Source organism: Methylophilus luteus, assembly GCF_042676265.1.
In the GTDB taxonomy this organism is placed as follows: Bacteria; Pseudomonadota; Gammaproteobacteria; order Burkholderiales; family Methylophilaceae; genus Methylophilus; species Methylophilus luteus.
On the sequence record NZ_JBHTKB010000001.1, the window covers coordinates 1,225,752 to 1,250,356 of the forward strand.

At 52.8% G+C, this 24,605-nt stretch carries 25 protein-coding genes; 7 read left to right on the forward strand and 18 right to left on the reverse strand.

Annotated elements, in window-relative coordinates; all coding sequences use genetic code 11:
• Window positions 1-16: 16 nt before the first annotated feature.
• The 3 genes from ACFQ1Z_RS05570 to ACFQ1Z_RS05580 form a co-directional block, all read right to left on the reverse strand.
• The gene (locus ACFQ1Z_RS05570) at window positions 17-1,513 is read right to left on the reverse strand and encodes a helicase HerA-like domain-containing protein (protein ID WP_379056244.1); all 1,497 of its coding nucleotides are present in this window, start codon (window positions 1,511-1,513) and stop codon (window positions 17-19) included.
• A gap of 117 nt (window positions 1,514-1,630) precedes the next feature.
• Window positions 1,631-2,173, reverse strand: a complete 543-nt coding sequence (locus ACFQ1Z_RS05575; protein ID WP_379056246.1) for a DUF302 domain-containing protein — start codon at window positions 2,171-2,173, stop codon at window positions 1,631-1,633.
• A 103-nt stretch (window positions 2,174-2,276) separates the two neighbouring features.
• On the reverse strand, window positions 2,277-3,203 hold the full coding sequence (locus tag ACFQ1Z_RS05580; RefSeq protein ID WP_379056247.1) for a CysB family HTH-type transcriptional regulator: 927 nt from the start codon (window positions 3,201-3,203) through the stop codon (window positions 2,277-2,279).
• Window positions 3,204-3,310: 107 nt separating this feature from the next.
• Between ACFQ1Z_RS05580 and ACFQ1Z_RS05585 the strand changes: the two genes are divergently transcribed.
• The 7 genes from ACFQ1Z_RS05585 (at window position 3,311) to fdxA (ending at window position 10,004) form a co-directional block, all read left to right on the forward strand.
• Window positions 3,311-4,081 carry a sulfite exporter TauE/SafE family protein gene (locus tag ACFQ1Z_RS05585; RefSeq protein ID WP_379056249.1) on the forward strand — a complete coding sequence of 257 codons (771 nt, stop codon included), beginning with the start codon at window positions 3,311-3,313 and terminating at the stop codon, window positions 4,079-4,081.
• A 40-nt stretch (window positions 4,082-4,121) separates the two neighbouring features.
• Window positions 4,122-5,795: a nitrite/sulfite reductase gene (locus ACFQ1Z_RS05590; RefSeq protein WP_379056251.1), complete on the forward strand. Its 1,674-nt coding sequence runs from the start codon at window positions 4,122-4,124 to the stop codon at window positions 5,793-5,795.
• A complete protein-coding gene (locus tag ACFQ1Z_RS05595) occupies window positions 5,792-6,409 on the forward strand; it encodes a DUF934 domain-containing protein (RefSeq protein ID WP_379056253.1) in 618 nt (205 codons plus the stop codon). The genes ACFQ1Z_RS05590 and ACFQ1Z_RS05595 overlap by 4 nt, the downstream gene beginning before the upstream one ends.
• The gene (locus ACFQ1Z_RS05600; RefSeq protein ID WP_379056255.1) at window positions 6,406-7,164 is read left to right on the forward strand and encodes a phosphoadenylyl-sulfate reductase; all 759 of its coding nucleotides are present in this window, start codon (window positions 6,406-6,408) and stop codon (window positions 7,162-7,164) included. Before ACFQ1Z_RS05595 ends, ACFQ1Z_RS05600 begins: the two co-directional genes overlap by 4 nt.
• 51 nt (window positions 7,165-7,215) lie before the next feature.
• On the forward strand, window positions 7,216-8,145 hold the full coding sequence (cysD, locus tag ACFQ1Z_RS05605) for a sulfate adenylyltransferase subunit CysD (RefSeq protein ID WP_379056257.1): 930 nt from the start codon (window positions 7,216-7,218) through the stop codon (window positions 8,143-8,145).
• A 154-nt stretch (window positions 8,146-8,299) separates the two neighbouring features.
• Window positions 8,300-9,574, forward strand: coding sequence for a sulfate adenylyltransferase subunit CysN (gene cysN / locus ACFQ1Z_RS05610; RefSeq protein ID WP_379056258.1), 1,275 nt, complete (start codon window positions 8,300-8,302; stop codon window positions 9,572-9,574).
• 106 nt (window positions 9,575-9,680) lie between these two features.
• Window positions 9,681-10,004, forward strand: coding sequence for a ferredoxin FdxA (gene fdxA / locus ACFQ1Z_RS05615; RefSeq protein WP_379056259.1), 324 nt, complete (start codon window positions 9,681-9,683; stop codon window positions 10,002-10,004).
• Between the two features lie 127 nt (window positions 10,005-10,131).
• On the opposite strand, the gene rnhB is transcribed toward fdxA, so the two are convergent.
• From rnhB to rpsB, 15 genes are all read right to left on the reverse strand, one after another.
• Window positions 10,132-10,707, reverse strand: a complete 576-nt coding sequence (rnhB, locus tag ACFQ1Z_RS05620; RefSeq protein WP_379056261.1) for a ribonuclease HII — start codon at window positions 10,705-10,707, stop codon at window positions 10,132-10,134.
• Complete coding sequence (gene lpxB / locus ACFQ1Z_RS05625) at window positions 10,704-11,870, reverse strand: lipid-A-disaccharide synthase (protein ID WP_379056262.1); 1,167 nt, start codon at window positions 11,868-11,870, stop codon at window positions 10,704-10,706. Before lpxB ends, rnhB begins: the two co-directional genes overlap by 4 nt.
• Window positions 11,871-11,881: 11 nt before the next feature.
• Entirely contained in the window at window positions 11,882-12,661 is a 780-nt protein-coding gene (gene lpxA, locus ACFQ1Z_RS05630) for an acyl-ACP--UDP-N-acetylglucosamine O-acyltransferase (RefSeq protein ID WP_379056263.1), read from the reverse strand.
• Window positions 12,662-12,706: 45 nt separating this feature from the next.
• A complete protein-coding gene (gene fabZ, locus ACFQ1Z_RS05635) occupies window positions 12,707-13,171 on the reverse strand; it encodes a 3-hydroxyacyl-ACP dehydratase FabZ (RefSeq protein ID WP_379056265.1) in 465 nt (154 codons plus the stop codon).
• Window positions 13,172-13,179: 8 nt separating this feature from the next.
• Window positions 13,180-14,241: a UDP-3-O-(3-hydroxymyristoyl)glucosamine N-acyltransferase gene (gene lpxD, locus ACFQ1Z_RS05640; RefSeq protein WP_379056267.1), complete on the reverse strand. Its 1,062-nt coding sequence runs from the start codon at window positions 14,239-14,241 to the stop codon at window positions 13,180-13,182.
• 46 nt (window positions 14,242-14,287) lie between these two features.
• Window positions 14,288-14,785: an OmpH family outer membrane protein gene (locus tag ACFQ1Z_RS05645; RefSeq protein WP_379056269.1), complete on the reverse strand. Its 498-nt coding sequence runs from the start codon at window positions 14,783-14,785 to the stop codon at window positions 14,288-14,290.
• Window positions 14,786-14,837: 52 nt separating this feature from the next.
• Window positions 14,838-17,159 (reverse strand): outer membrane protein assembly factor BamA, encoded by a 2,322-nt coding sequence (gene bamA, locus ACFQ1Z_RS05650; RefSeq protein WP_379056270.1) that lies wholly within the window; start codon window positions 17,157-17,159, stop codon window positions 14,838-14,840.
• 11 nt (window positions 17,160-17,170) lie between these two features.
• On the reverse strand, window positions 17,171-18,547 hold the full coding sequence (rseP, locus tag ACFQ1Z_RS05655) for an RIP metalloprotease RseP (RefSeq protein ID WP_379056271.1): 1,377 nt from the start codon (window positions 18,545-18,547) through the stop codon (window positions 17,171-17,173).
• Entirely contained in the window at window positions 18,544-19,749 is a 1,206-nt protein-coding gene (ispC, locus tag ACFQ1Z_RS05660) for a 1-deoxy-D-xylulose-5-phosphate reductoisomerase (protein ID WP_379056272.1), read from the reverse strand. Before ispC ends, rseP begins: the two co-directional genes overlap by 4 nt.
• Window positions 19,750-19,758: 9 nt before the next feature.
• Window positions 19,759-20,586, reverse strand: a complete 828-nt coding sequence (locus tag ACFQ1Z_RS05665; RefSeq protein ID WP_379056273.1) for a phosphatidate cytidylyltransferase — start codon at window positions 20,584-20,586, stop codon at window positions 19,759-19,761.
• Window positions 20,587-20,589: 3 nt separating this feature from the next.
• Window positions 20,590-21,354: a polyprenyl diphosphate synthase gene (gene uppS, locus ACFQ1Z_RS05670; RefSeq protein WP_379056274.1), complete on the reverse strand. Its 765-nt coding sequence runs from the start codon at window positions 21,352-21,354 to the stop codon at window positions 20,590-20,592.
• A 27-nt stretch (window positions 21,355-21,381) separates the two neighbouring features.
• Window positions 21,382-21,939 (reverse strand): ribosome recycling factor, encoded by a 558-nt coding sequence (gene frr, locus ACFQ1Z_RS05675; protein ID WP_379056275.1) that lies wholly within the window; start codon window positions 21,937-21,939, stop codon window positions 21,382-21,384.
• Window positions 21,940-21,981: 42 nt separating this feature from the next.
• A complete protein-coding gene (pyrH, locus tag ACFQ1Z_RS05680; protein WP_379056276.1) occupies window positions 21,982-22,698 on the reverse strand; it encodes a UMP kinase in 717 nt (238 codons plus the stop codon).
• Between the two features lie 133 nt (window positions 22,699-22,831).
• A complete protein-coding gene (gene tsf, locus ACFQ1Z_RS05685; protein ID WP_379056278.1) occupies window positions 22,832-23,707 on the reverse strand; it encodes a translation elongation factor Ts in 876 nt (291 codons plus the stop codon).
• Window positions 23,708-23,848: 141 nt separating this feature from the next.
• Window positions 23,849-24,604, reverse strand: coding sequence for a 30S ribosomal protein S2 (rpsB, locus tag ACFQ1Z_RS05690; protein WP_379056279.1), 756 nt, complete (start codon window positions 24,602-24,604; stop codon window positions 23,849-23,851).
• Window position 24,605: the final 1 nt, after the last annotated feature.

The following is a 24,605-nucleotide window of genomic DNA, read 5'->3' on the forward strand; positions in this document are numbered from 1 at the left end:
CCCTTTAGCTAAAGTTTCAGCGCTTAGACTTGCTGCCGCCGAGTATAGAGCCGAGCACGCCGCGGATAATGGCGCGACCAAGCTGTGAACCTATGGCGCGTGCTGCCGATTTAGCAGCAGATTCGAGCACAGAATCCGAACGGCCGGTTTTGCCAGTGAGTATGCCGCCCAGATCGAAACCGGAAGAAGATTCCTGTTCCTGCGCGGTTTTTTCCTGAGTTGCGCTAGCCGCCTGCTCAGCCCGCTGTTTGAGGATCTCGTAAGCTGATTCTCTGTCCACCAGTTTGTCATAGACACCGGCCACCAGCGATTGCTGCATGACCTGCTGGCGCTCGGCATCGCTTGCCGGGCCGACACGGCTTTCCGGCGGACAGATAAAGGTGCGCTCCACCGGGGTAGGTGCGCCCTTCTCATCCAGAAACGACACCAGCGCTTCGCCTACGCCCAGCTCGGTGATCACGGTCGCCACATTCAGTTTAGGGTTAGCCCTGAAGGTCTGCGCTGCGACCTGCACTGCTTTCTGGTCGCGCGGCGTGAAGGCACGCAAGGCATGCTGCACGCGGTTACCCAGTTGCCCCAGCACCACATCCGGGATATCCAGCGGGTTTTGTGATACAAAATAAATCCCTACGCCCTTGGAACGCACCAGGCGCACCACTTGCTCTATCTTCTGCATCAGCATGGCAGGCGCATCATTGAATAACAGGTGCGCTTCATCAAAGAAAAACACCAGTTTGGGTTTTTCCAGGTCACCCACTTCCGGCAGCTTTTCAAATAGTTCGGACAACAGCCACAGCAATAAAGTGGCATATACACGTGGCGCATTCAGCAGTTTGTCTGCCGCCAGGATATTGATATAGCCCAGGCCTTTGGCGTCCGTCTGCATCATGTCTTCGAGGTTGAGCGCCGGCTCGCCAAACAAGGCGTCGCCGCCTTCGGTTTCAAGTTGCAATAAGGCACGCTGGATAGCGCCCACGCTGGCGGTAGAGATATTGCCGTATTGTGTCTGGTAGCTGGCTGCATTTTCAGCGCAATGCTGCGCCATGGCGCGCAGGTCTTTAAGGTCGAGCAACAGCATGCCATTGTCATCTGCCACCTTGAAGATCGCATTCAGCACCCCGCTTTGCACTTCATTCAGGTTGAGCATGCGCGACAGCAGCAACGGCCCCATCTCACTCAGGGTGGTGCGAACCGGATGGCCTTTTTCGCCAAACATATCCCAGAACATGGTCGGGTATGCTTTATTACTATATGCGCTCAATGCCAGCTGCTGCACGCGCGCTTCGACTTTGGCATTACCGCCGCCAATCTGGCTCATGCCGGAAAGATCGCCTTTGACGTCGGCCATAAACACCGGCACGCCTATGCGTGAAAACTGTTCGGCCAGGCTTTGCAGGGTCACGGTCTTGCCTGTGCCGGTGGCACCGGCGATCAGGCCATGGCGGTTAGCCATTCTTGGCAGCATCACGCTGTCGGTTTCATTATTTTTGGCGATGAGCATGGGTTGTATCATGTTAGCTACTCGGATAAGTAATCAGGTTGTTTCGAGTATAGGTGATGGGCCTGAAAAGTGGAAGGCAGTCAGCCTAAATCGATATGTTGTGGACGCTGGCTCAGATCGCGAACAGGGTTAAAAGTCGCCGCGTCTGGCTTTTTCCAGCAAGCCTATCAGGGCATCTTCCAGTTGCTGCGCAGAAGCCTGCGCCCTGGGCGTGGGGTTCTTTATATTTTTCAAATCATGGGTAGGCCGGTCCAGCCCCAGATACAGATGCCGTTTGCCTTGCGCATCCGGCTTTTCATAAATGGCTACCCGGCAAGGTGCAAACACCAGAAACTCTGGGTGATCGAGAATGATCTCCGTGCCCATGCTCAGGTTGCAGAATGTACGCACCTCCTTGATGCCTTGTGGGTCCTGCCCGCGCAGTTTCATATGCTCACCGATGGGGAAACTGGCCGGGCTGACAAAATTCATGCCTTCAGAAAGTGACTTCAGGCTGTCGACCAGATCCTGGTAGCTGACATTGGCGGCAACCGGTACTTCATAGATCGCGTTATCCAGGTCTACATCGGGCATGCCATGCCCGATCACGCGCAGATGGGGCTGATTAGCCGGTGGCGCTGCCTGCAAGCCTAGCGGCAATATCAAGCACAGCAAAGCCAGACGATGACGCATAGAAATCCTTTATTCGCTATATCCACCTTATTACAGCAGCAAGGCAGCGGCTGATCGGTGACTGTGGTTACAAGCCTGCAGATCTACATCAGTCAGGTTTTAATCAAAGGTCCTGATGAAATGCGCGTTGCACAGTGCGCTTGTCATATTGCGGCGACAGCATGGTGATAAAGTTCAGCATATAGTCACGCAAGAAAGCATCGCGCCTGACCCCTAAGAACGTAGTGCTATTGGGGAACAAGTGGCTGCAATCCAGGCTTTTGAGCGGCGCGTCACGCGTTTCATCATAGGCCATATTGGCGATCAGGCCTATGCCCAGGCCAAGGTTGACATAAGTTTTGATCACGTCGGCATCGATCGCGGTAAACACCACGTTAGGTTGCAGGCCGGCGTCGTGAAACACTTTTGAGACCAGCGTGCCGCCGGTAAAAGCAAAGTCATAGGTGATCAGCGGGTAATCGGCCAGATCTTTGAGCGTCAGCCGCGACTTTTGCAGCAGCGGGTGTTGTGGCGGCACCACCAGGCAGCGGTTCCACTCATAGCATGACAGGCAGGACAAGCGCTCGTCATCACTGATATTCTCAGTGGCAATGCCTATATCTGCCTCACCCGAAGCCACATGTTCGGTCACTTGCGCCGGGTTGCCCTGGTGTATGGCCAGTTTGACATTTGGATATTGCGCCATGAATTGCTTGACCGCCGAAGGCAGGCGGTAACGTGCCTGCGTGTGGGTGGTGGCGATGGTGAGTTCGCCACTGTCTTCCTGGCTGTATTCATCGCCGACGCGCTTGATGTTCTGCATATCCAGGATCACGCGTGCGGCCAGGTCAACGATCTTGCGACCAGGTTCGGTCACGCCTATCAGGCGTTTGCCATTACGCTGGAATATCTGCAAGCCCAGTTCTTCCTCCAGCAGCTGGATCTGTTTGCTGACCCCGGGCTGCGAAGTATGCAGGACTTCTGAGGCTGAAGAAATGTTCAGCTGTTGGCGGACGACCTCGTGTACATAGCGTAATTGATGGAATTTCATCACCGACTCAATATAAGCAAATGCTATATCATAGAACAACTGGTTATTAAATCAATAATTAAAAATCTGGTACATTTCGCGCACTAAAGTTTAAGAAGATACTCCTCATGGAATTCGGATACATACTGGCAGGCTTTGTGGTCGGCTTTCTGGTGGGCCTCACCGGCGTAGGTGGCGGCTCGTTAATGACCCCTATCCTGCTGCTGATTTATAACATCAAACCGGCAGTGGCGGTAGGCACAGACCTGCTGTATGCATCTGTCACCAAATCCGTTGGTATTTTTGCACATGGCAAGCTAGGGAACATAGACTGGGTGATCGTCAAGCGCCTGGCCATCGGTAGCGTACCCGCCTCAGTGGTCACGTTATGGGTGTTGCACAATACAGATCTGCAATCTGACAATGTCGTTTCAACCATCAAGTTCTGGTTAGGCATTGCCCTGATTGTCACCTCTATCGCCGTATTGCTGCGCAACAGGCTGCATTCTTTAGTTTCAAATGGAGAGTGGGTGCCTGAACGCCATGTCCCCCTGGCTACCGTCATACTCGGCATCATACTGGGCGGCCTGGTGACACTCACTTCAGTAGGTGCCGGCGCATTGGGCGTAACCGCGCTCATCATGCTCTACCCTAAAGAAAAGATCACCACCATAGTCGGCAGTGATATCGCGCATGCGGTGCCATTGACGCTGGTGGCAGGTGCAGGTCATGCCTCTCTGGGCACCATAGACTACACCTTGCTGGGTACATTATTGATAGGTTCTATCCCCGGCATCTACCTTGGCAGCCACCTGAGTTCAAGGGTTGCCGAGCACTGGGTGCGTATTGTACTGGCTATGATATTGATTTATGTAGGCTTTAAGCTGGTTTTCCATTAAAATACTGCCTCTTCGCATATGGCGAAAAAGTGATTTAAGCATGTACAAATACGACCCTATAGACCAACAGATTGTCAATGAACGTGTTGCGCAATACCGCGACCAGACCCGCCGCTATATCGCTGGCGAGCTTTCAGATGAAGAATACCGCCCGCTACGTTTGCAAAATGGCCTGTATATCCAGCGCCATGCACCTATGCTGCGCATCGCCATCCCTTATGGCCTGCTAGCCAGCAGACAGCTGCGCAAGCTGGCGGATATCACTAAAAAGTATGACCGTGGTTACGGCCATTTCAGCACCCGCCAGAACCTGCAATTGAACTGGCCCAAGCTGGAAGATACTCCGGATATCCTGGCTGAACTTGCCACGGTCGAGATGCACGCCATCCAGACTTCAGGCAATTGCATACGCAATATCACCACCGACCAGTTCGCAGGTATCGCACCGGACGAGATCATAGATCCGCGCGCCATCGCCGAAATCATGCGTCAATGGAGCACTTTCCACCCTGAATTCGCCCTGTTGCCGCGTAAATTCAAGATCGCAGTTTCTGGCACTACCCAGGACAGGGCGATCGTGCAGGCGCACGATATCGGCCTGGAATTCTACAAAGACAGCAACAATGAGATGGCGATCAAAGTCTGGGTCGGCGGTGGCCTGGGCCGCACGCCTATCCTGGGCATGGTCATACGCGAGCACCTGGAATGGCGCCATATCCTTTCTTACTGCGAAGCCATCATCCGTGTCTATAATGTGCATGGCCGCCGTGATAATGCCTATAAAGCGCGTATCAAGATCCTGGCCAAAGCACTGGGCATAGAAGAATTCAAGCGCCAGGTAGAAGAAGAATGGGCGCATTTAAAAGATGGCCCACTCACCATCACACAAAACGAGCTTGACCGCGTGGCCAAACATTTCGAGCCTATGCCTTACGAGACATTGCCGGCGAACGACGCTTCATTCGACGCCGCTATCGCCTGCAACCCGGCCTTTGCTGCCTGGGTGAAACGCAATGTGCAAGCGCACCGTGTGCCTGGCTACCGTGCAGTGACTTTGTCATTGAAACCGCATGGCAAAGCGCCTGGCGATATCACCAGTGAGCAGATGCATGTAGTGGCCGATCTGGCCGATGCCTACAGCTTTGGGGAACTGCGTTCTTCGCATGAGCAAAACCTGATTTTGGCTGATGTCAAACTTTCAGACCTGTTTGCGGTGTGGGAAAAAGCACGCGCAGCTGGCCTGGCAACGCCTAACATAGGCTTGCTGACCGATATCATCTGCTGCCCTGGCGGCGATTTCTGCAGCCTGGCCAATGCCAAATCCATCCCGATCGCAGAAGCGATACAGCTGCAATTCGATGACCTTGATTACCTGTACGAGATAGGTGACATCGAATTGAATATCTCCGGTTGCATGAACGCCTGCGGCCATCACCACGTGGGCCATATCGGCGTACTCGGTGTGGATAAAGACGGTTCGGAGTGGTACCAGGTCACCATAGGTGGCAAACAAGGTAACGATGCCAGCATAGGCAGCGTGATCGGCCCTTCTTTCTCCGCCGAAGAAATGCCTGGCGTGGTGCAGAAACTGATAGAAGTGTATATCCGCGAACGTCATGAAGATGAGCGTTTTATCGATACCGCGCGCCGCCTGGGCATCGCCCCGTTCAAAGCGCATGTCTACGCCGACCAGAAAAAAGGAGCCACGGCATGAGTAACCTGATCCGCCTGAATGCCCAAGGCGTCGCCGAGATCGTGCAGGACGAATGGACGCGCGTGATCCCGCCTGCCCCGGCTGAAGAATCGGTGCGTAAACAGGCCGGTAAAGTGGTGCTGTTCAAACTGACCGGCGAAGCCACCTTCACCCCTGAGCAGATCGCAGAGACGCAGATCCCGGCCAGCGGCAAAGTGCTGCTGCCACTGACCATCTGGCAGGCACGTAAAGCCGAGTTGCAAGCGCGCTTTGACGCTGGCGAGGTAGGCATAGTGCTGGCCACCCATGAAACCGCCGAAGCCTTGCAGGCCGAGTTTGCTGACATCAACCGCCTGCCGCTGGTTGCCGTGTTTGTCGAACGCTTTGCCGATGGCCGTATTTTCACATTGGGCAACTGGTTGCGCACCCGTTTTGCATATAAAAACGAATTGCGTGCCATAGGCGACGTATTACGCGACCAACTGTTTTTCCATAAACGTTCTGGTTTTAACAGCTTTCTGATCCGTGCCGACCGTTCTGCACAAGAAGCAGTGGCCAGCCTGAATGATTTCAGCCAGCCATATCAGGGCGCGGTAGATGACGTACCTGTGTGGCGGAGAGTCAACCGCACATGAGTGGTGCTGTCAGCATGCTCAAGCCGGCGTTTACAAACCCGGCTACCAGCCCTGAATTAACAGACGCTCTGGTTGCCAGCGTACAAGCTAAACGTGCGCAATTATTGGACTTGTTAAAGTCTGCTGCAGCCGAGTTTCCTGCGATCACGTTTGCCAACAGCTATGGCGCAGAAGACATGGTGCTGACTGATATCATCGCCAAAGAAAATCTCGCGATCGAGATCTTCTCACTGGATACTGGCCGCCTGCCTGCTGAAACCTACACGCTGATGGCTGACGTGGAAAATACCTATGTGATCAAACCCATGGTGTTTTTCCCCAAGCACGAAGCGGTTGAAAGCTATGTGCGTACGCAGGGCATCAATGCATTCTATGAAAGCATAGAGCTGCGCAAAGCTTGCTGCCATATGCGTAAAGTGGAGCCACTGCAGCGCGCATTGGCCGGCAAGCAGGCCTGGATCACCGGTATGCGTGCGGAACAGGCCACCACGCGTTCCAACCTGCCAGTGCGTGAATACGACGCCGGCAACCAGCTGGAAAAATTCAATCCTTTAAGTGATTGGACAGAAAAAGAAGTCTGGGCTTATATTCGTTTGTACAGCGTGCCCTACAACGCCCTGCACGACCAGTTTTACCCCAGCATAGGCTGCGCGCCTTGTACGCGCGCCGTGGCCATGGGCGAAGATATACGTGCCGGCCGCTGGTGGTGGGAAGACCCGACCAGTAAAGAATGCGGACTGCATGTTAAAAAGTAAGGACAGCTGCATATTTAGCAAGCATCTGTCGCTGATTGATAGAAGATTGAAATGACTACAAAACAACCTTTGTCTCACCTCGACTGGCTGGAAGCCGAAGCCATTCATATTTTGCGCGAAGTCGCTGGTCAATGCGCCAACCCGGTATTGCTGTTTTCCGGCGGTAAAGACTCATTATGCATATTGCGCCTGGCTGAAAAAGCGTTCCGCCCTGGCCGCTTCCCTTTCCCGCTATTGCATATTGATACTGGCCACAACTATCTGGAAGTGGTCAACTTCAGGGACCAGCGTGCTGCCGAGCTCGGTGAGCGCCTGATCGTGCGTTCGGTAGAAGACTCGATGAAACGCGGCACCGTGGTGCTGAAATCAGCCGATGAACCGCGTAACAAGCACCAGTCGGTGACCTTGCTCGAGGCGATAGAGGAATTCGGTTTTGATTGCTGCATAGGCGGCGCACGCAGGGACGAAGAAAAAGCCCGCGCCAAAGAGCGCATCATGAGTTTCCGTGATGAGTTCGGCCAATGGGACCCGAAGAACCAGCGCCCAGAATTGTGGAACCTGTATAACGCCCGCGTGCACAAAGGCGAAAACATACGCGCTTTCCCGATCTCGAACTGGACAGAAATGGATGTCTGGCAATATATAGAGCGGGAACAACTTGAGTTGCCCAGCATCTACTTTGCGCATCAACGCGACATCGTCATGCGTCATGGCGCTATCTTCCCGGTCAATGTGCCGCTCGCGGATGGCAGCGTGATCAATCAGCCTAAAGCCAGCGAAGAAGTGATCAATATGCAGGTGCGCTTCCGCACCGTGGGTGATATCACTTGTACCGCGCCGGTGATCTCGGACGCCGATGACGTGGGCAAGATCGTACTGGAAACGGCGACCACCACTATTACCGAACGTGGCGCGACCCGTCTGGACGACCAGACTTCCGAGGCTTCGATGGAGCAGCGTAAAAAAGAAGGTTATTTCTAAAAATGCAGATAAATCCATGGGTAACATCCATAGCGGCGTTGCGCGGTGCTCAAAATCCTCATGTACTGAATGTACATTCCGGTTTTTCCGCGCCGTGCGCCTTGCTCTGAACGTTCCCCAAGAATTTATCAAGCATTTTAATTAAGTGAAAATTATGACAATAGAACACAATGATTCTTTGCTGCGCTTTATGACTTGCGGCAGCGTGGATGATGGCAAAAGCACCCTGATAGGCCGTTTGCTGTACGACACCAAGACCATATTGGCCGATACGCTGAGCAATATTGAGCGTACTTCCAGCAAACGCGGCATGGAAGCCGTGGATCTGTCACTGCTGACCGACGGTTTGCAGGCAGAGCGCGAACAAGGCATCACCATAGACGTGGCTTATCGCTATTTCAGCACCGGCACACGTAAATACATCATTGCCGATGCGCCCGGCCACGAGCAATATACCCGCAACATGGTCACTGCCGCTTCTACCGCCAATCTGGCGATCATTCTGATCGATGCGCGCAGAGGCGTATTGACGCAAACGCGTCGCCACAGCTATCTGGCGCATCTGGTCGGTATCCCGCATATCGTGGTTGCCGTCAACAAAATGGACCTGGTGAATTATGACCAGGCCGTTTACGAGAAGATCAAGGCCGACTACATCGCCTTTGCCAGCGAGATAGGCCTGGCCCAGGCGCGTGACATCAAGTTTCTGCCCATGTCTGCCCTGAATGGCGATATGCTGGTAGACCGTCTGGACAATATGAACTGGTACCAGGGCGAAACCCTGCTGGAGACACTGGAAGCGGTGCCGGCTGCACATAGCGAGCAGGCTGAAGCATTCCGTTTCCCGGTGCAGTTCGTCTGCCGTCCGCATGACTCAGCCAATCCTGAACTGCATGATTTCAGGGGCTTTATGGGCCGTGTAGAGTCCGGTGATATTGCCGTGGGTGATGCGGTGACAGTGTTGCCGAATGGCTACCAGTCCAAAGTCAAAGCCATACAATTGGGCAATCAGCAGTTGCAAAGCGCACAAACGGAACAAAGTATCACCCTGCTGCTCGAAGATGAGATCGATACCTCGCGCGGCGATATGATAGTGAAAACGGCTGAAGCGATAGAGCCGGTGAAGCAGATAGAAGCGCATGTGTGCTGGCTGTCTGAAACACCGCTGTCTACTGCGCGCACCTACATCGTACGCCATACCAGCCGCGAATCTAAAGCCAAGATAGGCAGCATTCAATACAAGGTCGATGTGAACACCCTGGAACAACAGGCCACTGCCGACCTCAAGATGAATGATATCGCGCGTGTCAGCTTTAAACTGGCGCAACCGTTAATGGTGGATAGCTACGATAAGAACCGTGCCACCGGCGCTTTTATCGTGATTGACGAAAGCACCAACAATACCGTTGGTGCTGGCATGATAGTTTGAGACCAGGCAAAAAGCCACATCGTCATTTAGACTGATTTGCAATAAAATATCGTTTTAGCAGTACCTAATATTCTGGCTGTAACGTAGCCACAAAGGATTTGAAAATATGACATATGTAGTAACCGAAAATTGTATTCAGTGCAAATATACCGACTGCGTAGATGTCTGCCCGGTAGACTGCTTTGTTGAAGGCCCCAATTTTCTCGCCATTAACCCGGATGAGTGCATAGACTGCACCCTGTGTGTGGCAGAGTGCCCGGCTGAGGCCATCTTCTCAGAAGATGATGTGCCAGCTGACCAGCAGCATTTTATCGAGCTGAATGCGCGCCTGTCGCAAGTATGGCCTGCCATCACCGCCAGGAAAGACCCGCTGCCTGACGCTGAGGAAATGAATGGCAAAGCCGGCAAGACAGAATTACTGATCGAGTAGTTTTTTGACTGGCAACAATAAAAAAAAACCGCTAGCTGATAGCGGTTTTTTTTGTTTGCTGCGCGCTGGGTAATATTCAGCTAAACCTATATTCAGCTAAACCTAATATTCAGCTTGAGTATTCAGCTTAAGCCAGCAATTTTTTCACTGGCGCGTAACTGAGGCGGTGCTCGGCTGTCACGCCATGCTCGGCCAGCCGTTGCAGGTGTAAGGCGGTTGGGTAGCCTTTGTGCTGGGCAAAGCCGTATTGCGGATACTGACTATCCAGCGCCAGCAACGAGGCATCCCTGGCAGTTTTGGCCAGGATAGAAGCGGCAGAGATCTCGGCGACCTTGCTATCGCCTTTGACGATAGCCTCGCACGGCAGGTCGAACTTGGGGCAGCGATTACCGTCGACCTGGATCAGCGTGGCATGCAGGCCGAAATCGGCCACCATGGCCAGATAGGCGCGCTGCATGGCCAGCATGCTGGCTTGCAGTATATTGATCTCGTCTATCTCCTGCGCGCTGACGCTGGCGATACCCCAGGCCAGGGCATGTGTTTTGATTTCAAGCGCCAGTACATCACGCCTGGCTTCAGAGAGTTTCTTCGAGTCTGCCAGCCCGGCGATAGGCCGTGCCGGGTTGAGGATCACCGCCGCTGCAAACACAGCGCCGGCTAATGGCCCCCTGCCCGCTTCATCTATGCCACACAGTACATTCATGCGGCAGGTAAAAACTGCTGTATGACAGCGGCGGCTTTCTGCGCACTGTTCTGTTTGAGCTGGGTGTGTATAGTGCGGTATTTCTCACGCAACTCGCTCAAGCCGGTCTTATCTGCCAGCAGGTTATACAGGGTCTGTGCGATCTGCTCGGGGTTAGCGTCTTTTTGCAATAACTCCGGCACGATGAACTCACCAGCCAGAATATTGGGCAAGCCCACATAGGGTTGCAGCCGCATGCGTTTGAGCAGCTGCCAGCTCATATTCGACATCTTGTAGGTGATGACCATAGGCTTCTTCAGCAAAGCGGCCTCCAACGTGGCGGTGCCTGAGGCTACCACAATGGCATCGGCGGCGATCATGGCCTCATGCGCGTGACCGAACATGATCTGCATATCGATGTGCACATCAGGTTTTTGCGTCAGCAGCTGATGCCAGGCATTCTGGAAGATATCGCGGGTTTCCCGCGTTACCAGTGGCACCAGGAATTGCACGGTGTTGCCATTCTCGCGCATCAGGCGCTCAAACGAGATCGCGCTTTCCAGCATCAGCTCGGCATGAAAGATCACTTCTGACTGGCGGCTGCCAGGCAACAGCGCGATCACCACGCTGTTTTTTTTCATTTTGAGTTTTTCGCGCATCTGCGCGACGTTCGGTTCCATAGGCAGTGCATCTGCCAACGGGTGACCGATATAGGTCACAGGCACGCCTACCTGTTGATATAGCGCAGGCTCAAACGGAAACAGCGCCAGGATATGCGACACCGCCCGCTTGATGGCGTGGATACGGTTTTTGCGCCAGGCCCAGATAGACGGGCTGACGTAATGGATAGTGGCTATGCCTTTGGCCTTGAGTTTTTTCTCTAGCCAGAAATTGAAATCAGGCGCATCAATGCCAATAAACACATCCGGTTTTTGTTTGAGGATCTGCTTGAGTAACTCTTTGCGTAGTTTAAGCAAGCCCCACAGATGCCTGAGCACCTCAAGATAGCCGCGCACAGAAAGACGTTCTATCGGGTATAGCGATTTCGCACCCAGACTCATCATTTTTGGGCCGGCGATACCGAAGATCTCGATATCCGGCTGCAGTGACTTCAGCTCCTGGATCAGGTGATAACCCAGCAAGTCACCGGAAGCTTCGCCCGCCACCATTGCAATCTTGGCCATATATTTTTGAATTAACGCACAATGCCGCGCGTGGTCTGCGCGAGAAAACGGGTCATCAGGCCAATCTCGGGGCAAGACTGCTCCATCGCAGCCAGTGCTACTTTGGCCTCTTCAAATGACAGGCCCTGTCTGTATAACACTTTATAGGCGCGCTTGATCTGCTGTATGGCTTCGGCACTGTAGCCACGGCGTTTCAGGCCTTCGGCATTGATGCCATGCGGCTGCGCGTCGTAGCCGGCAGCGGTGACATAGGGCGGAATATCCTTGAATACCACGGAGCCGACGGCGGTGATGATATGCTCGCCGATCTGGCAGAACTGGTGCACCAGGGTGAAACCACCGAGGATGGCGTAATCGTATATGGTCACATGGCCGGCCAGCGACGAGTTATTGGCCATGATGGTATGGTTACCGACGATACAATCATGCGCGATATGCACATAGGCCATGATCCAGTTATGGTCGCCTATCTTGGTGGTGCCTTTATCCTGTATGGTGCCGCGGTTAAAGGTGCAGAATTCGCGTATGGTATTGTGGTCGCCTATCTCCAGCAGGGTAGGCTCGTCCTTGAACTTTTTGTCCTGCGGTTTTGCGCCCAGTGAAGAAAACTGGAAGATCTCGTTGTGTTTGCCTATGGTGGTCGGGCCTTCGATCACCACATGTGAACCGACTTTAGTGCCGGCATCAATACGCACACCGGCGCCTATGGTGGTGAAAGGGCCCACCTCTACCGAACTGTCCAGTTCGGCTTTGGGGTCAATAATGGCAGTAGGATGGATCAGGCTTTGCATCTTTAATTGTGTGCTGCATACCGCCAGCAATACGGAGCTAGGAGGTTATTTTTCAATGGCTTTGAGAATACACATCATGCTGGCTTCAGCCACCACTTCGTCAGCCACTCTGGCGACTGCGTTGTATTTCCAGATGCCTTTCAGGATACGGTCTATCTTGACGTGCAGGATGATCTGGTCGCCCGGAGAGACTGGTTTCTTGAAACGTACATTATCAATGCCGGCAAAATAATACACAGAGTCATTGGTCGGCTTGGTATTCATTGTTTTAAACGACAGCAAGGCGGCTGCCTGGGCCATGGCTTCGACAATGAGCACACCTGGCATGACCGGATGATACGGGAAATGGCCAGGGAAGTATGGCTCGTTCACTGAGACGTTTTTAACCGCCACAATTTCCTTACCCAGTTCCATAGACAATACACGATCCACTAATACAAACGGGTAACGATGCGGCAGGTGTTCTAAAATCTCATGAATATCCATGCTATTCATTGCATTCTCAGCCATAAACTCTCTCAATCTTCTGTATGTTTTTTTATACTACTTATTGCTTGCTCAAGCTGCTTGAGCTTGAGGTTGGTTTGTTCCAAATGGCGGATATTCGCAGCTGTACGCAACCAGTCTTCGTGTTTCTGGAAAGGCATCAGCGCAGTATAAGTGCCTGCTTGCTGGATGGAGCGCATGATCATGGAGCCCGGTGATATCGTCACGCCATCGACGATCTGCAGGTGACCCAGTATCATCGCCGCCCCGCCTATCTTGCAATGCTGACCTATCACAGCGCTTCCGGCAATGCCTGTACAGCCTGCAATCACGGTATGCGCGCCAATGCGGACATTATGGGCGACCTGTATCAAATTGTCCAACTTCACACCATCTTCGATCACAGTATCATCCAAAGCACCGCGGTCTATGGTGGTATTGGCACCGATATCGACATGATTGCCTATCACCACCCGCCCTACTTGCGGTATTTTAACCCATTGGCCTTGTTCTTCGGCATAGCCAAAGCCATCATTTCCTATCACTGCCCCGGAAAAAAAATGGCAATCATGGCCTATGATGGTGCCGTGCTTGATCACCACCCTGGGTTCGAGGATGGTATTCGCGCCTATCACCACATCATCCTCGATCACGCAGCCAGCGCCTATACGCACACCTTTACCCAGCTTCACGCGGTCACCTACGGTAACCATGGCATCTATGGTCAGGTCAGACGGCAATTTGGTCTCATAGCCTATCACCGCACTGGCATGCACATGATGCGTATACTGCTTGGGCGGATTCAACAGCGCAGACAACCTGGCAAAATAAGCATACGGGTTGTCAGTCAGTATAGTTGGCAAACCTGTCAGGTGCTGATGCTCAGGACGCAGGATAACCGCAGTTGCCTGCGTAGACTGCAGTGACTGCGTGTATTTGGTGTCATTGAAAAAACTGATGGAGCCAGCTTGCGCATGGGCCAGCGAGGACATGCGTGACACCAGTATTTTAGCGGGGCTGGTGTCAGAAAGCCCAATATTGACTTCGCCACCCAATGACGCCGCAATATCCTGCAATGAAAAAAGTTGCGCCATGGGTTTATTTGACCTTAAAAATGCTTTCCTGCTTGATATGGCAAGTTTATTTCTTGCCCAGCAGCTTGAGGACTTTATCAGTGATATCGATACGTTTGCTGGCATAGGCAATGCCACTGTAAGCCACCAGGTCGTAACCTTCGCTCTCCGCCACTGTTTGTACTGCCTTATTGATACGCTCTTGCAGCACAGCCAGCTCTTCATTCTTGCGCAGGTTGATATCTTCGCGCAATTCACGCTGTTTGCTCTGGAATTCCAGACGCATATTGTTCAGCTGACGTTCCTTGACGCGGCGTTCTGATTCATTGACGTTGCTACGCTCATGATCGAGCTGGGTTTCGAGGTCGCGGATCTGCTTTTGCAGTTTTTCCAGGTCCAGCGAACGCGGGCTGAACTCTTTCTCCAGCTTTTTACCGGTTTCTACAGTTTGTGGCGCTTCTTGCAGCAGTTTGTCTACCTGCACATAGCCCACCTTGAAGTCGGCCGACCAGACCTGGCCGCTCCATAGCAACAGGCTTAGCCACAATACAAAGATATTTCTCATGCAGCGATTCCTTTCCGCCCGGGCATTGTTGCCGACTTAAGCCAGTCCGCCATTAAAATTGCTGACCAAACTGGAATTGTAAGGTTTGCGTATCGTCGTTCTCTTTTTCTTTCAGCGGCTTGGCCAGCACCAGCTTCAACGGGCCAAATGGTGAGACCCAGGTCACGCCGACACCGGTTGAGAATCGCAGATAATCAGAGTTGATGGAATCGTTTTCGCCAAACACACCACCGCCGTCGATAAACGCGCTTAACCTGAACTGGTTAGATTGCGACACAAAAGGCACAGGCATGAATAATTCGATATTACCCACCAGACGCTTAGTACCACCGATGGCGAAATCCGAACCCGAGATCGGGTTAACATCACGCGGACCCAGTGAAGAGTTCAGGAAACCACGCACGCTGTTGACACCACCGGCATAGAAGTTCTTGAAGAACGGATAGTTCTTGCCACCATAACTCTTGGCATAACCGGCTTCACCATTCAGCATCAGGGTGAAGTCTTTACCCATGTCTTTGAACCAGCTGTGCTGGTAACTCATTTTGTAGTATTGCAAGTCCAGGCCTGGCAATGAGACATCGCCTGACAAGCGTTGCAGCACACCACGCCGCGGGAACAGGATGTTATCCCTGGAGTCGAAGGTCCAGCCTGCGTTCAATACGATGGAGTTACTGCTACAACCGCTGCTGTTCTCGCAGAATCGCAGGTACTGGATAGGACTGTCAGCAGACAGGTCTACGCTGGTCATATCCAGGGTGACACCGGCACTGAGGAAATCCATTTCCGACATAGGCATGCCGAAACGCATACCTACACCATAAGACTGGCTATTGTAAGTACCGACGTTCAGGGTAGAAGAGTTTCTTCTGCTGGTATCCACATCGCGTCTGTAGACATCGAAGCCACGGCTGATGCCATCCGGCGTGAAATAAGGGTCGGTATACGACAATGAATACACGGTGTTGTAGCTACTGGTGTTCACCTGCAGGGCCACCCGGTTACCGGTACCGAGGAAGTTAGGCTGGTTGACGTTAAAGCCCAGCACCACACCATCACTACTGGACAGACCGGCACCGAACTGCACGCTACCGGTGGCTTTTTCAGCCACGGTCACCGTCATATCCACCTGATCATTGATGCCTGGTACAGATGGGGTCTCGAGCTCTACACTGTCAAAGAAGTTCAGGCGCTGGATACGTTCTTTGGAACGCTTGATCTTATCGCCAGCATACCAGGCGGATTCCAGCTGACGCATCTCGCGACGCACCACTGCGTCACGCGTTCTGGTGTTGCCTTGTACATTGATACGACGCACATAGACTTTACGGCCCGGGTCGATAAAGAAGGTGAAAGCGACGGTATGCTCAAGCTTGTTGATCTCTGGCACCGCGTTGACGTTGGCAAACGCATAGCCATCTTCACCCAGCTTGTCATTGATGTTCTTGCTGGCATCGGTGACTTTTTGACGGTTGAACACATCGCCGTCCTGGATATTGATCAGTTTTTTCAAGTCTTCTTCAGGCAGCAACATCTCGCCGGCCAGCTTGGTTTTGCTGATATTGTATTTTTCGCCTTCAGTGATGTTGACGTTGATATACACGTCACGCTTGTCCGGCGAGATCGATACCTGGGTGGAATCGATGGAGAACTCCAGGTAACCCTGGTTCATGTAAAACGAACGCAGCGCTTCCAGGTCAGCAGTCAGTTTCTGTTTGGAATACTGGTCATCCTTGTTCCACCAGCTCATCCAGTTAGGCGTGGTCAGCAAAAAGTTGGCGCGCAGGTCTTCAGTGGTGAACAGGTGATTACCGACGATATTGATATCGCGGATCTTGGCGGCCGGGCCTTCGGTGATCTCAAAACGGATAGAGACGCGGTTGCGTTCCAGCGGGCTGGAAACGGCTTTCACTTCGGCGCTGTATTTACCTTGTGACAGGTACTGGCGCTTGATCTCCTGCTCGGCGCGGTCAAGTTGCGCCTTGTCGAATATCTGGCCTTCGGCGATGCCGATCTGCTTGAGGCCTTCTTTCATCTTGTCGGTAGGGAAAGATTTGTTACCGCTAAAGTCTATCTGCGAGATGGAAGGTCGTTCCTGTACGGTGACCACCAGTACATCACCGTCATTTTCAATGCGTATATCCTTGAAAAATCCGGTGGAATACAGGGATTTGATCGCTTGTGCGGCCTTTTCGTCGCTCATCACATCGCCTACCTGCATAGGCAGGTAATTGAACACCGTACCGGCTTCGGTACGCTGCAAGCCTTCGACGCGGATGTCAGAGATGACAAACGGCTCTGTCGCGTGAGCTTTCAGATGGATGATTGCTGTTAACAGGCACAACAATAACTTGGAACTAGACTTTATTCTCATTAACTATGCTCTCAACCTACCAGGTAGCGATTAATGTCATTAAAAAACGCAATAAACATCAATGCAGCCAGTAACCCCAAACCAAGGCGCTGACCAATCTCCAGCACCCTGTCAGGCAAAGGTTCTCCTCGAATCAATTCCGCCATATGATACAACAAATGCCCGCCATCCAATACTGGTATTGGTAGCAGATTCATGACTGCGATGCTGATACTCAGCAGCGCGATAAAGCCTATATACGGTTTAAGACCCAAACCGGCTGTTTCACCCGCCGCATCTGCAATACTGACAGGGCCGCTGATGGCTTTTAATGAGGCCTGCCCGGTCAGCATCTTGCCTATCATCTTCAATGTGAAAACGATTTTTTCCTGCACCCTGTGGACTGCGCGTAGTGCGGCTTCGGCCACCGAGTAATGCCGTTCTACACGGTAGGGCTGCATGTCCACGGCATCCATATTCACGCCAGCACCCAGGCGGCCTATCTTTTGCCCGGCTTCTACCACTGCTTCGGGCAGCAATTTCACCTGCAGGGTTTCGTTGCCGCGCTGATATTCCACTTTGAGTGGCTGTGATGGGTTGGCCCTGACCCATTTCACAAACTGTTGCCAGTCTTCTACCGGCTTATTATTCACCCGCAGTATACGGTCACCGACCTGCAAGCCACTTTTTTCTGCCACCGAGCCTGGCAGTATCTCGCCCACCACAGCCGGGATCACCGGCATCAGCATGGAAATACCCACTTTTTGCAACACATCGCCTTCAGGCTCGCCAGGCAATTTTGACATCGGCAATACGTGCGTATGTGACTCGCCTTGTTGCGTGCGCGTCACTACCTTTAGTGGCTTGTGTGCCACCCAGGCTTCAAGCAGTTGCCATTGGGCATCTTGCCAGGTGCCTATGGGCTTGCCATCCAGCGAAACCAGCAGGTCACCCGAACGCAACTTGGCCTGAGCTGCCAGCGAACCGGACTCTACCGGCCCGATATAGGGTTTCAGGCCGACCTCGCCTTGCGCGATCAGGCCCCAGTAACAGACGAACGCCAGCAATAGATTAGCCAGTGGCCCGGCAAACACTATCCACATTTTGGCAGCGACGTTTTGCCGGTCAAAAGCGCGTGACCAGTCGCTGGCCGCAAGCTGTTGTTCGGCAGGCTCTGACGCGTCAGTCTCGCGACTATCCAGCATTTTCACGTAACCACCGAGCGGAATCCAGGATAACACCCATAATGTAGACTGTGGCGAGTGCTGGTATTGCAGGATAGGCTTGCCAAACCCGATAGAGAACTTGAGCACCCTGACACCACAGCTGCGTGCAGCAAGGTAATGACCGAACTCGTGTATGGTGACCAGCACGCCGATAGCGACGATAAATGCCAATACCGACATCATAGCGCCAGCGCCTTGTAATCCGCGTCGGAGAGATTACGCATGGCCTGCTGCACACAGGCGCGGGCTTTGGCATCGATTTCCAGCAACTGAGCGATAGAAGTCACGGCTTCGACCGGCAGCGTCTGCAGCGTTTGATCTAACAGGCGCGGAATATCCAGGTAATGGATCTCATCGCGCAGGAAAGCAGCCACCGCGACTTCATTGGCGGCGTTGAGCACGGCAGGTGCGGTGCCGCCTGCCTCCAGTGCGTCATAGGCGAGTTGCAGACAGGGGAAACGGTCAGTATCAGGTGCTTCGAATTCAAGTTTGGCGATCTCGACCAGGCTTAACGGTTTCACGCCTGAGGCTATGCGTTCCGGGTATCCCAGCCCATAGGCGATAGGCGTGCGCATATCCGGGTTGCCCAGTTGCGCCAGTATGCTGCCATCGACATATGACACCATGGAGTGGATCACGCTTTGCGGATGCACCACCACTTCTATCTGCTCTGGTCTGGCATTGAATAACCAGTGTGCTTCTATCACTTCCAGCCCCTTGTTCATCAGGGTAGAAGAATCGACAGTGATCTTAGCGCCCATCACCCAGTTGGGATGTTGCAGCGCCAGTGCGGGCGTGACTTGCGCCAGCTGCGCTTTGCTATAACTGCGAAACGGCCCGCCAGAGGCAGTCAGAATGATCTGGTTGACACCGACCTCGGCCAGGTCAGCATAGGCCTGGCGCGGCATGGCCTGAAAGATGGCATTGTGTTCGCTGTCTATAGGCAGCAACGTCGCCTGACCCTGCTTGACGGCGTCCATAAACAGCTGGCCAGCCATCACCAGTGTTTCTTTATTGGCGAGCAATATTTTCTTGCCGGCTTTAGCAGCGGCCAGCGCAGGTAATAGCCCGGCAGCACCGACGATGGCAGCCATCACCGCATGCACGCTGGCATGCGCCGAGACCTCGATCAGGCCTTGCACGCCAGCAAGCACCTCAACCTTACAACCTTCTGCCAGCAAGCGCTGGCGCAGCGCTTGCGCAGCCTCTGCATCCTGCATCACGGCATACTGTGGCTGGTAACGCACACATTGCTGCAACATGGCTTCCACATTGCGGTGTGCGGTCAGGGCGAACACGGCATAACGGTCCGCATGCTGTGACATCACATCCAGCGTTTGCTGACCTATGGTACCTGTACTGCCCAATATGGTGACGTATTGCAAAGTGGCCTTTTAAAATGAATAAGACTGTTGCCAGTAATGAAACCAGAACACCAGGCACAAACCGACCGGCAGGGCCGGGATCACGCCATCGACACGGTCCAGCAATCCGCCATGCCCGGGCAGGAACTGCCCGCTATCCTTGAGGTTGGCGCGGCGCTTGAAAAAGGATTCAAACAGATCGCCGTAAATGCCGACGATGGTGATCAGCCATAAGCCGGGCAATATCCACCAGGTCGCTACCGCTGCGCTGGCTTTCAAAGTCACAGCATACACTGCTACTGCCAGCAAAGCACCCAGTACGCCCTCCCAGGTTTTACCCGGGCTGATCGCTGGCGCCAGCTTGTGGCGCCCGAACTGCTTGCCGAAAAAATAAGCGGCACTGTCTGCCAGCCAGATAGTGGAAATGATCACCAGCAACACATATGGGTTCACTTCCTGCGCGGTCACCAGCGCCATCCACAACGACAGCATCAGAAACCAGCCCAGCAACAGATTCACTGCCTGCTGCTTAAAAAAGGTGTTAAAGAACATCGCCACCGGCACCACCAGCAGCCAGAACAGAGTCATGCCCATAAACACATGCAGCGCATGATAAAAAAACCAGTGAAAGCCCCACTGCTGCAACAACACCAGCAGGCCCACGCCGGTGACGGTAGACAAGGCCAGGTAAACACGCGTCTGTAGCGGGCTTAACTGCAGAAATCCGGCCCACTCATGCAAACACACCAGCGTCAGCAGCAGCATGGCCGCAGCCCACCATAGCATGGGCAGAAAAAATAAGGCCGGGAGAAATAGCCCCAGCAACACAAATGCCGTAATGACTCTGGTTTTCAACATAGCTTAAGGGGCGCTGCTATCGCTGCTGAATTGTTCACTGGTGCGTCCGAAACGACGCTCGCGCTGACGATAGGAAAGCAATGCCTGCTCGAACGCCGTATCATCAAAATCCGGCCACAAGGTAGGCGTAAAGTAGAGTTCGGTATAGGCAAGCTGCCATAACAGGAAATTACTGATGCGGGTCTCACCGCCGGTGCGGATAAACAGGTCAGGCTCGGGCGCATACGGCATAGAAAGATAAGGTGTCAGGTCAGACTCACTGATCTCGCTGACCTGCCCAGGGTTGGCTTGTAATAGCGCGTTGACCGCATTGACTACGTCCCAGCGGCCACCATAGTTGACGGCGATAGACAGGGTCAGACCGGTGTTGGCTGCGGTTTTCTGCTCGGCTTCCAGCATCTTTTGCTGTAACAGCTCGTTGAACAGGCTGCGGTCCCCTATCAGTTTGAGGATGATATTCGCTTCATGCAGCTTGCTGACTTCGCGCTCCAGCGCTTCGAGGAACAAGCCCATCAGGAAAGTCACTTCGTCAGAAGGCCGGCGCCAGTTCTCGCTACTGAAAGCAAACAGGGTAAGAAACTTGATATCAAGACGTACGCAGGCTTTCACCAGTTGCCTGACAGACTCGAGGCCGCGCTGGTGACCGGCGACACGCGGCAAGAATCGTTTTTTTGCCCAACGTCCGTTACCATCCATGATCACTGCCACATGTTGTGGCAGCTCACCGGTGTCAGGGACTTGCTTGGTAGAACTGGAAAAGAAACCCAAAATATATACGCCCAGCCTGATAGCAGCTTACACTGCCATCAGATCCGTTTCTTTTTGCTGTAACAGTTTATCGACTTCAGCCACTGCCTTATCGGTCATTTTCTGCACTTCGTCCTGTGCCCTGTGCTCATCATCTTCCGAAATGGCTTTGTCTTTGACCAGTTTTTTCAAGGCATCGTTGGCATCGCGGCGCACATTGCGGATGGCGACTTTGGCGCCCTCGCCTTCGGTGCGCACGATCTTGGTCAGGTCCTTGCGGCGCTCTTCAGTCAGCATAGGCATAGGCACACGGATCAGATCGCCATTGGTAGCCGGATTCAGTCCCAGGTCACTGTCGCGTATGGCTTTTTCAACCTTGGCGATCATGTTTTTCTCGTAAGGCTGCACGTTGATGGTACGTGCATCGCCCAGGTTGACGTTGGCCACCTGGTTGACTGCCACATAGGAGCCATAGTATTCCACCATCACATGGTCTAACAGGCCGGCATGCGCACGTCCGGTACGCACTTTCGCCAGGTCAGTCCTTAACGATTCCAGTGACTTTTGCATTTTCTGCTCAGCAGATTTTTTAATTTCTTCAACCATGCTCGTTCTCCAATCTCGCTCTACTTGCACATGCCTCGAGCTTTAAGCCCTGACGCGTGTGCCTTCATTCTCGCCCAGAATCACGCTTTTCAGGGCGCCTTCCTTGAAAATACTGAATACCGCAATCGGCATCTTCTGGTCCCTGCATAAGGTGAATGCCGTGGCATCCATCACTTTCAGGTTTTTATTGATCGCTTCATCGTATGACACTGTGTCATAACGTGTCGCGCTAGGGTCTTTTTTCGGGTCGGCGGTATAAATACCATCCACCTTGGTGGCTTTTAATACGATCTCGGCATCGATCTCCACACCACGCAAAGCGGCAGCCGTATCTGTAGTGAAGAACGGGTTGCCGGTGCCGGCGCCAAAAATCACCACCTTACCTTCTTCCAGGTAACGGATGGCCTTGCCACGGATATACGGTTCAGCCACGGCTTCAATGTTCAAAGCACTTTGCACACGCGCAGCCACGCCGGCATGTTTCATGGCGTCCTGCAAGGCCATGGCATTCATGACTGTGGCCAGCATGCCCATGTAATCAGCGGTAGCGCGGTCCATGCCTTCGGCTGCGGGTGCGATACCACGGAAAATATTGCCGCCACCGATCACGATACCGACTTGCACACCCATATCGACGATTTCTTTGACTTGCTGGACAATCGCATTCACCGTCTCACGATTGATGCCGTAAGCATCATCGCCCATCAGCGCTTCACCGGATAACTTGAGGAGAACACGCTTAAAAACTGGTTGTGCCATTGCTATTTTTCCCAAACTCAAAATGTGCCTATTTAATCACAAAACACGGTTTCTTGGGCCGTAAACCTGCCCCTTAAACATAAAAAAAGTGGAATCCGCAGATTCCACTTTTTTAGCCAGCGCTGAAAAACGCTTAAACTTTAGCGGCTGCAGCCACTTCAGCTGCGTAATCCACTACGGCTTTTTCAATGCCTTCACCCACGGTATACATAGTGAATGAAGCTACTGAAGCACCTTTGGATTTCAACAATTGCTCGATAGACAGTTTGTCATCTTTCACAAAAGTCTGGCTCAGCAAAGTGACTTCTTTCAGGAACTTCTGCACTGTACCTTCAGCGATCTTTTCCAGCATCGCTTCTGGCTTGCCGGCTTCTTTGGCTTTTTCGATCGCTACACGACGCTCAGCATCGATCAGGGCTGCATCCACACCACTGGCATCCAGTGATTTGGGTTTTGCAGCAGCAATGTGCATGGCGATATCTTTACCCAGAGTCTCGTCACCACCCACCAGGTCTACCAGCACACCGATCTTGCTACCGTGTACATAGCTGAACAACTGGCCTTGGGCTTGTGTACGCACAAAACGGCGTGGCGTGATGTTTTCGCCGATTTTACCGACCAGTTGCGCACGTACCGCTTCAACGGTTTCGCCACGCAAAGGCACTGTGCCTACAGCTTCGATATTAGCCGGGTTGTTCTCGTTTACCACTTGTGCCAGGTCGGCCACGAATTTCAGGAACTCTTCGTTTTTAGCACAGAAGTCTGTTTCAGAGTTCACTTCGATCAGCGTACCCAGTTTGCCATCGGCAGCGATACTGATACCAACCGTACCTTCAGCAGCCACACGGCCAGCAGCCTTGCTGGCTTTGTTACCAAAACGCACACGCAGAATCTCTTCTGCACGTGTCATATCGCCTTCAGCTTCAGTCAATGCTTTTTTACAGTCCATCATTGGGGCATCGGTGCGCTCACGTAACTCTTTCACCATGCCTGCGGTAATTTCAGCCATTTACTACTCCTTTTGTTAGGATTCCTGCTTGAGGATTTACTTAATATTCTTTTATCAACAATACACTGACTGTGTGTCAGTCATATTGCATGCGATGCAATAGAAAAAGGGGCGCATAGCCCCTTTTTTAGCTGCGAGTGATTACTCGGCAACCGCCTCTGTAGGCGCAGCTGCCGGCGCAGTTTCTTCTTGCGCTGCTTTTACGATTTCAGAGATCGCGTTAGCACGACCTTCAAGCACTGCATCAGCCATACCACGTGCGTACAAACGGATCGCGCGGGATGAGTCATCGTTACCTGGGATCACATAAGTGATGCCATCTGGTGAGTTATTGGTATCCACGATACCGATCACAGGGATGCCCAGTTTGCGTGCTTCAGTGATCGCACCGCTTTCGTGACCGACGTCGATGACGAAGATCGCATCTGGCAAGCCACCCATCTCTTTAATACCACCGATGGAACGCTCGAGTTTTTCGATCTCGCGCTTGATGCCCAAAGCTTCTTTTTTACCGAATTTTTCTATGCTGCCATCTTGCAACATGTTTTCAAAGTCGGTTAAACGCTTGATAGATTGTTTAACAGTTTTGAAGTTAGTCAACATACCACCCAACCAGCGGTGATTCACGTAGGCGCAGCTGGCACGTTGTGCTTCTTCTTTAACGATATCGCGGGCTTGACGCTTAGTGCCCACGAACAGGATACGGCCCTTGTTTGCTGCCAGGTTACGCACGTATTTTTGTGCATCTTCAAACAGTGGCAGTGTTTTTTCAAGGTTAACGATATGGATCTTGTTACGATCACCAAAAATGAACTCGGCCATTTTTGGGTTCCAGTAACGGGTTTGGTGGCCGAAGTGCACACCGGCCTCCAGCATTTGACGCATAGTCACGGACATA

What these genes read in the sequence shown, in the direction of transcription:
- cysN (WP_379056258.1), top strand. Translation starts at nt 8,300, where the DNA reads ATGACAATAGAACACAATGATTCTTTGCTGCGCTTTATGACTTGCGGC.
- ACFQ1Z_RS05665 (WP_379056273.1), bottom strand. Translation starts at nt 20,586, where the DNA reads ATGTTGAAAACCAGAGTCATTACGGCATTTGTGTTGCTGGGGCTATTT.
- ACFQ1Z_RS05585 (WP_379056249.1), top strand. Translation starts at nt 3,311, where the DNA reads ATGGAATTCGGATACATACTGGCAGGCTTTGTGGTCGGCTTTCTGGTG.
- ACFQ1Z_RS05595 (WP_379056253.1), top strand. Translation starts at nt 5,792, where the DNA reads ATGAGTAACCTGATCCGCCTGAATGCCCAAGGCGTCGCCGAGATCGTG.
- tsf (WP_379056278.1), bottom strand. Translation starts at nt 23,707, where the DNA reads ATGGCTGAAATTACCGCAGGCATGGTGAAAGAGTTACGTGAGCGCACC.
- bamA (WP_379056270.1), bottom strand. Translation starts at nt 17,159, where the DNA reads ATGAGAATAAAGTCTAGTTCCAAGTTATTGTTGTGCCTGTTAACAGCA.
- lpxA (WP_379056263.1), bottom strand. Translation starts at nt 12,661, where the DNA reads ATGCAAAGCCTGATCCATCCTACTGCCATTATTGACCCCAAAGCCGAA.
- ACFQ1Z_RS05645 (WP_379056269.1), bottom strand. Translation starts at nt 14,785, where the DNA reads ATGAGAAATATCTTTGTATTGTGGCTAAGCCTGTTGCTATGGAGCGGC.
- frr (WP_379056275.1), bottom strand. Translation starts at nt 21,939, where the DNA reads ATGGTTGAAGAAATTAAAAAATCTGCTGAGCAGAAAATGCAAAAGTCA.
- ACFQ1Z_RS05590 (WP_379056251.1), top strand. Translation starts at nt 4,122, where the DNA reads ATGTACAAATACGACCCTATAGACCAACAGATTGTCAATGAACGTGTT.
- rnhB (WP_379056261.1), bottom strand. Translation starts at nt 10,707, where the DNA reads ATGAATGTACTGTGTGGCATAGATGAAGCGGGCAGGGGGCCATTAGCC.
- rseP (WP_379056271.1), bottom strand. Translation starts at nt 18,547, where the DNA reads ATGATGTCGGTATTGGCATTTATCGTCGCTATCGGCGTGCTGGTCACC.
- cysD (WP_379056257.1), top strand. Translation starts at nt 7,216, where the DNA reads ATGACTACAAAACAACCTTTGTCTCACCTCGACTGGCTGGAAGCCGAA.
- rpsB (WP_379056279.1), bottom strand. Translation starts at nt 24,604, where the DNA reads ATGTCCGTGACTATGCGTCAAATGCTGGAGGCCGGTGTGCACTTCGGC.
- lpxB (WP_379056262.1), bottom strand. Translation starts at nt 11,870, where the DNA reads ATGGCCAAGATTGCAATGGTGGCGGGCGAAGCTTCCGGTGACTTGCTG.
- fabZ (WP_379056265.1), bottom strand. Translation starts at nt 13,171, where the DNA reads ATGGCTGAGAATGCAATGAATAGCATGGATATTCATGAGATTTTAGAA.
- ACFQ1Z_RS05600 (WP_379056255.1), top strand. Translation starts at nt 6,406, where the DNA reads ATGAGTGGTGCTGTCAGCATGCTCAAGCCGGCGTTTACAAACCCGGCT.
- ACFQ1Z_RS05570 (WP_379056244.1), bottom strand. Translation starts at nt 1,513, where the DNA reads ATGATACAACCCATGCTCATCGCCAAAAATAATGAAACCGACAGCGTG.
- pyrH (WP_379056276.1), bottom strand. Translation starts at nt 22,698, where the DNA reads ATGGCACAACCAGTTTTTAAGCGTGTTCTCCTCAAGTTATCCGGTGAA.
- ACFQ1Z_RS05580 (WP_379056247.1), bottom strand. Translation starts at nt 3,203, where the DNA reads ATGAAATTCCATCAATTACGCTATGTACACGAGGTCGTCCGCCAACAG.
- lpxD (WP_379056267.1), bottom strand. Translation starts at nt 14,241, where the DNA reads ATGGCGCAACTTTTTTCATTGCAGGATATTGCGGCGTCATTGGGTGGC.
- ACFQ1Z_RS05575 (WP_379056246.1), bottom strand. Translation starts at nt 2,173, where the DNA reads ATGCGTCATCGTCTGGCTTTGCTGTGCTTGATATTGCCGCTAGGCTTG.
- fdxA (WP_379056259.1), top strand. Translation starts at nt 9,681, where the DNA reads ATGACATATGTAGTAACCGAAAATTGTATTCAGTGCAAATATACCGAC.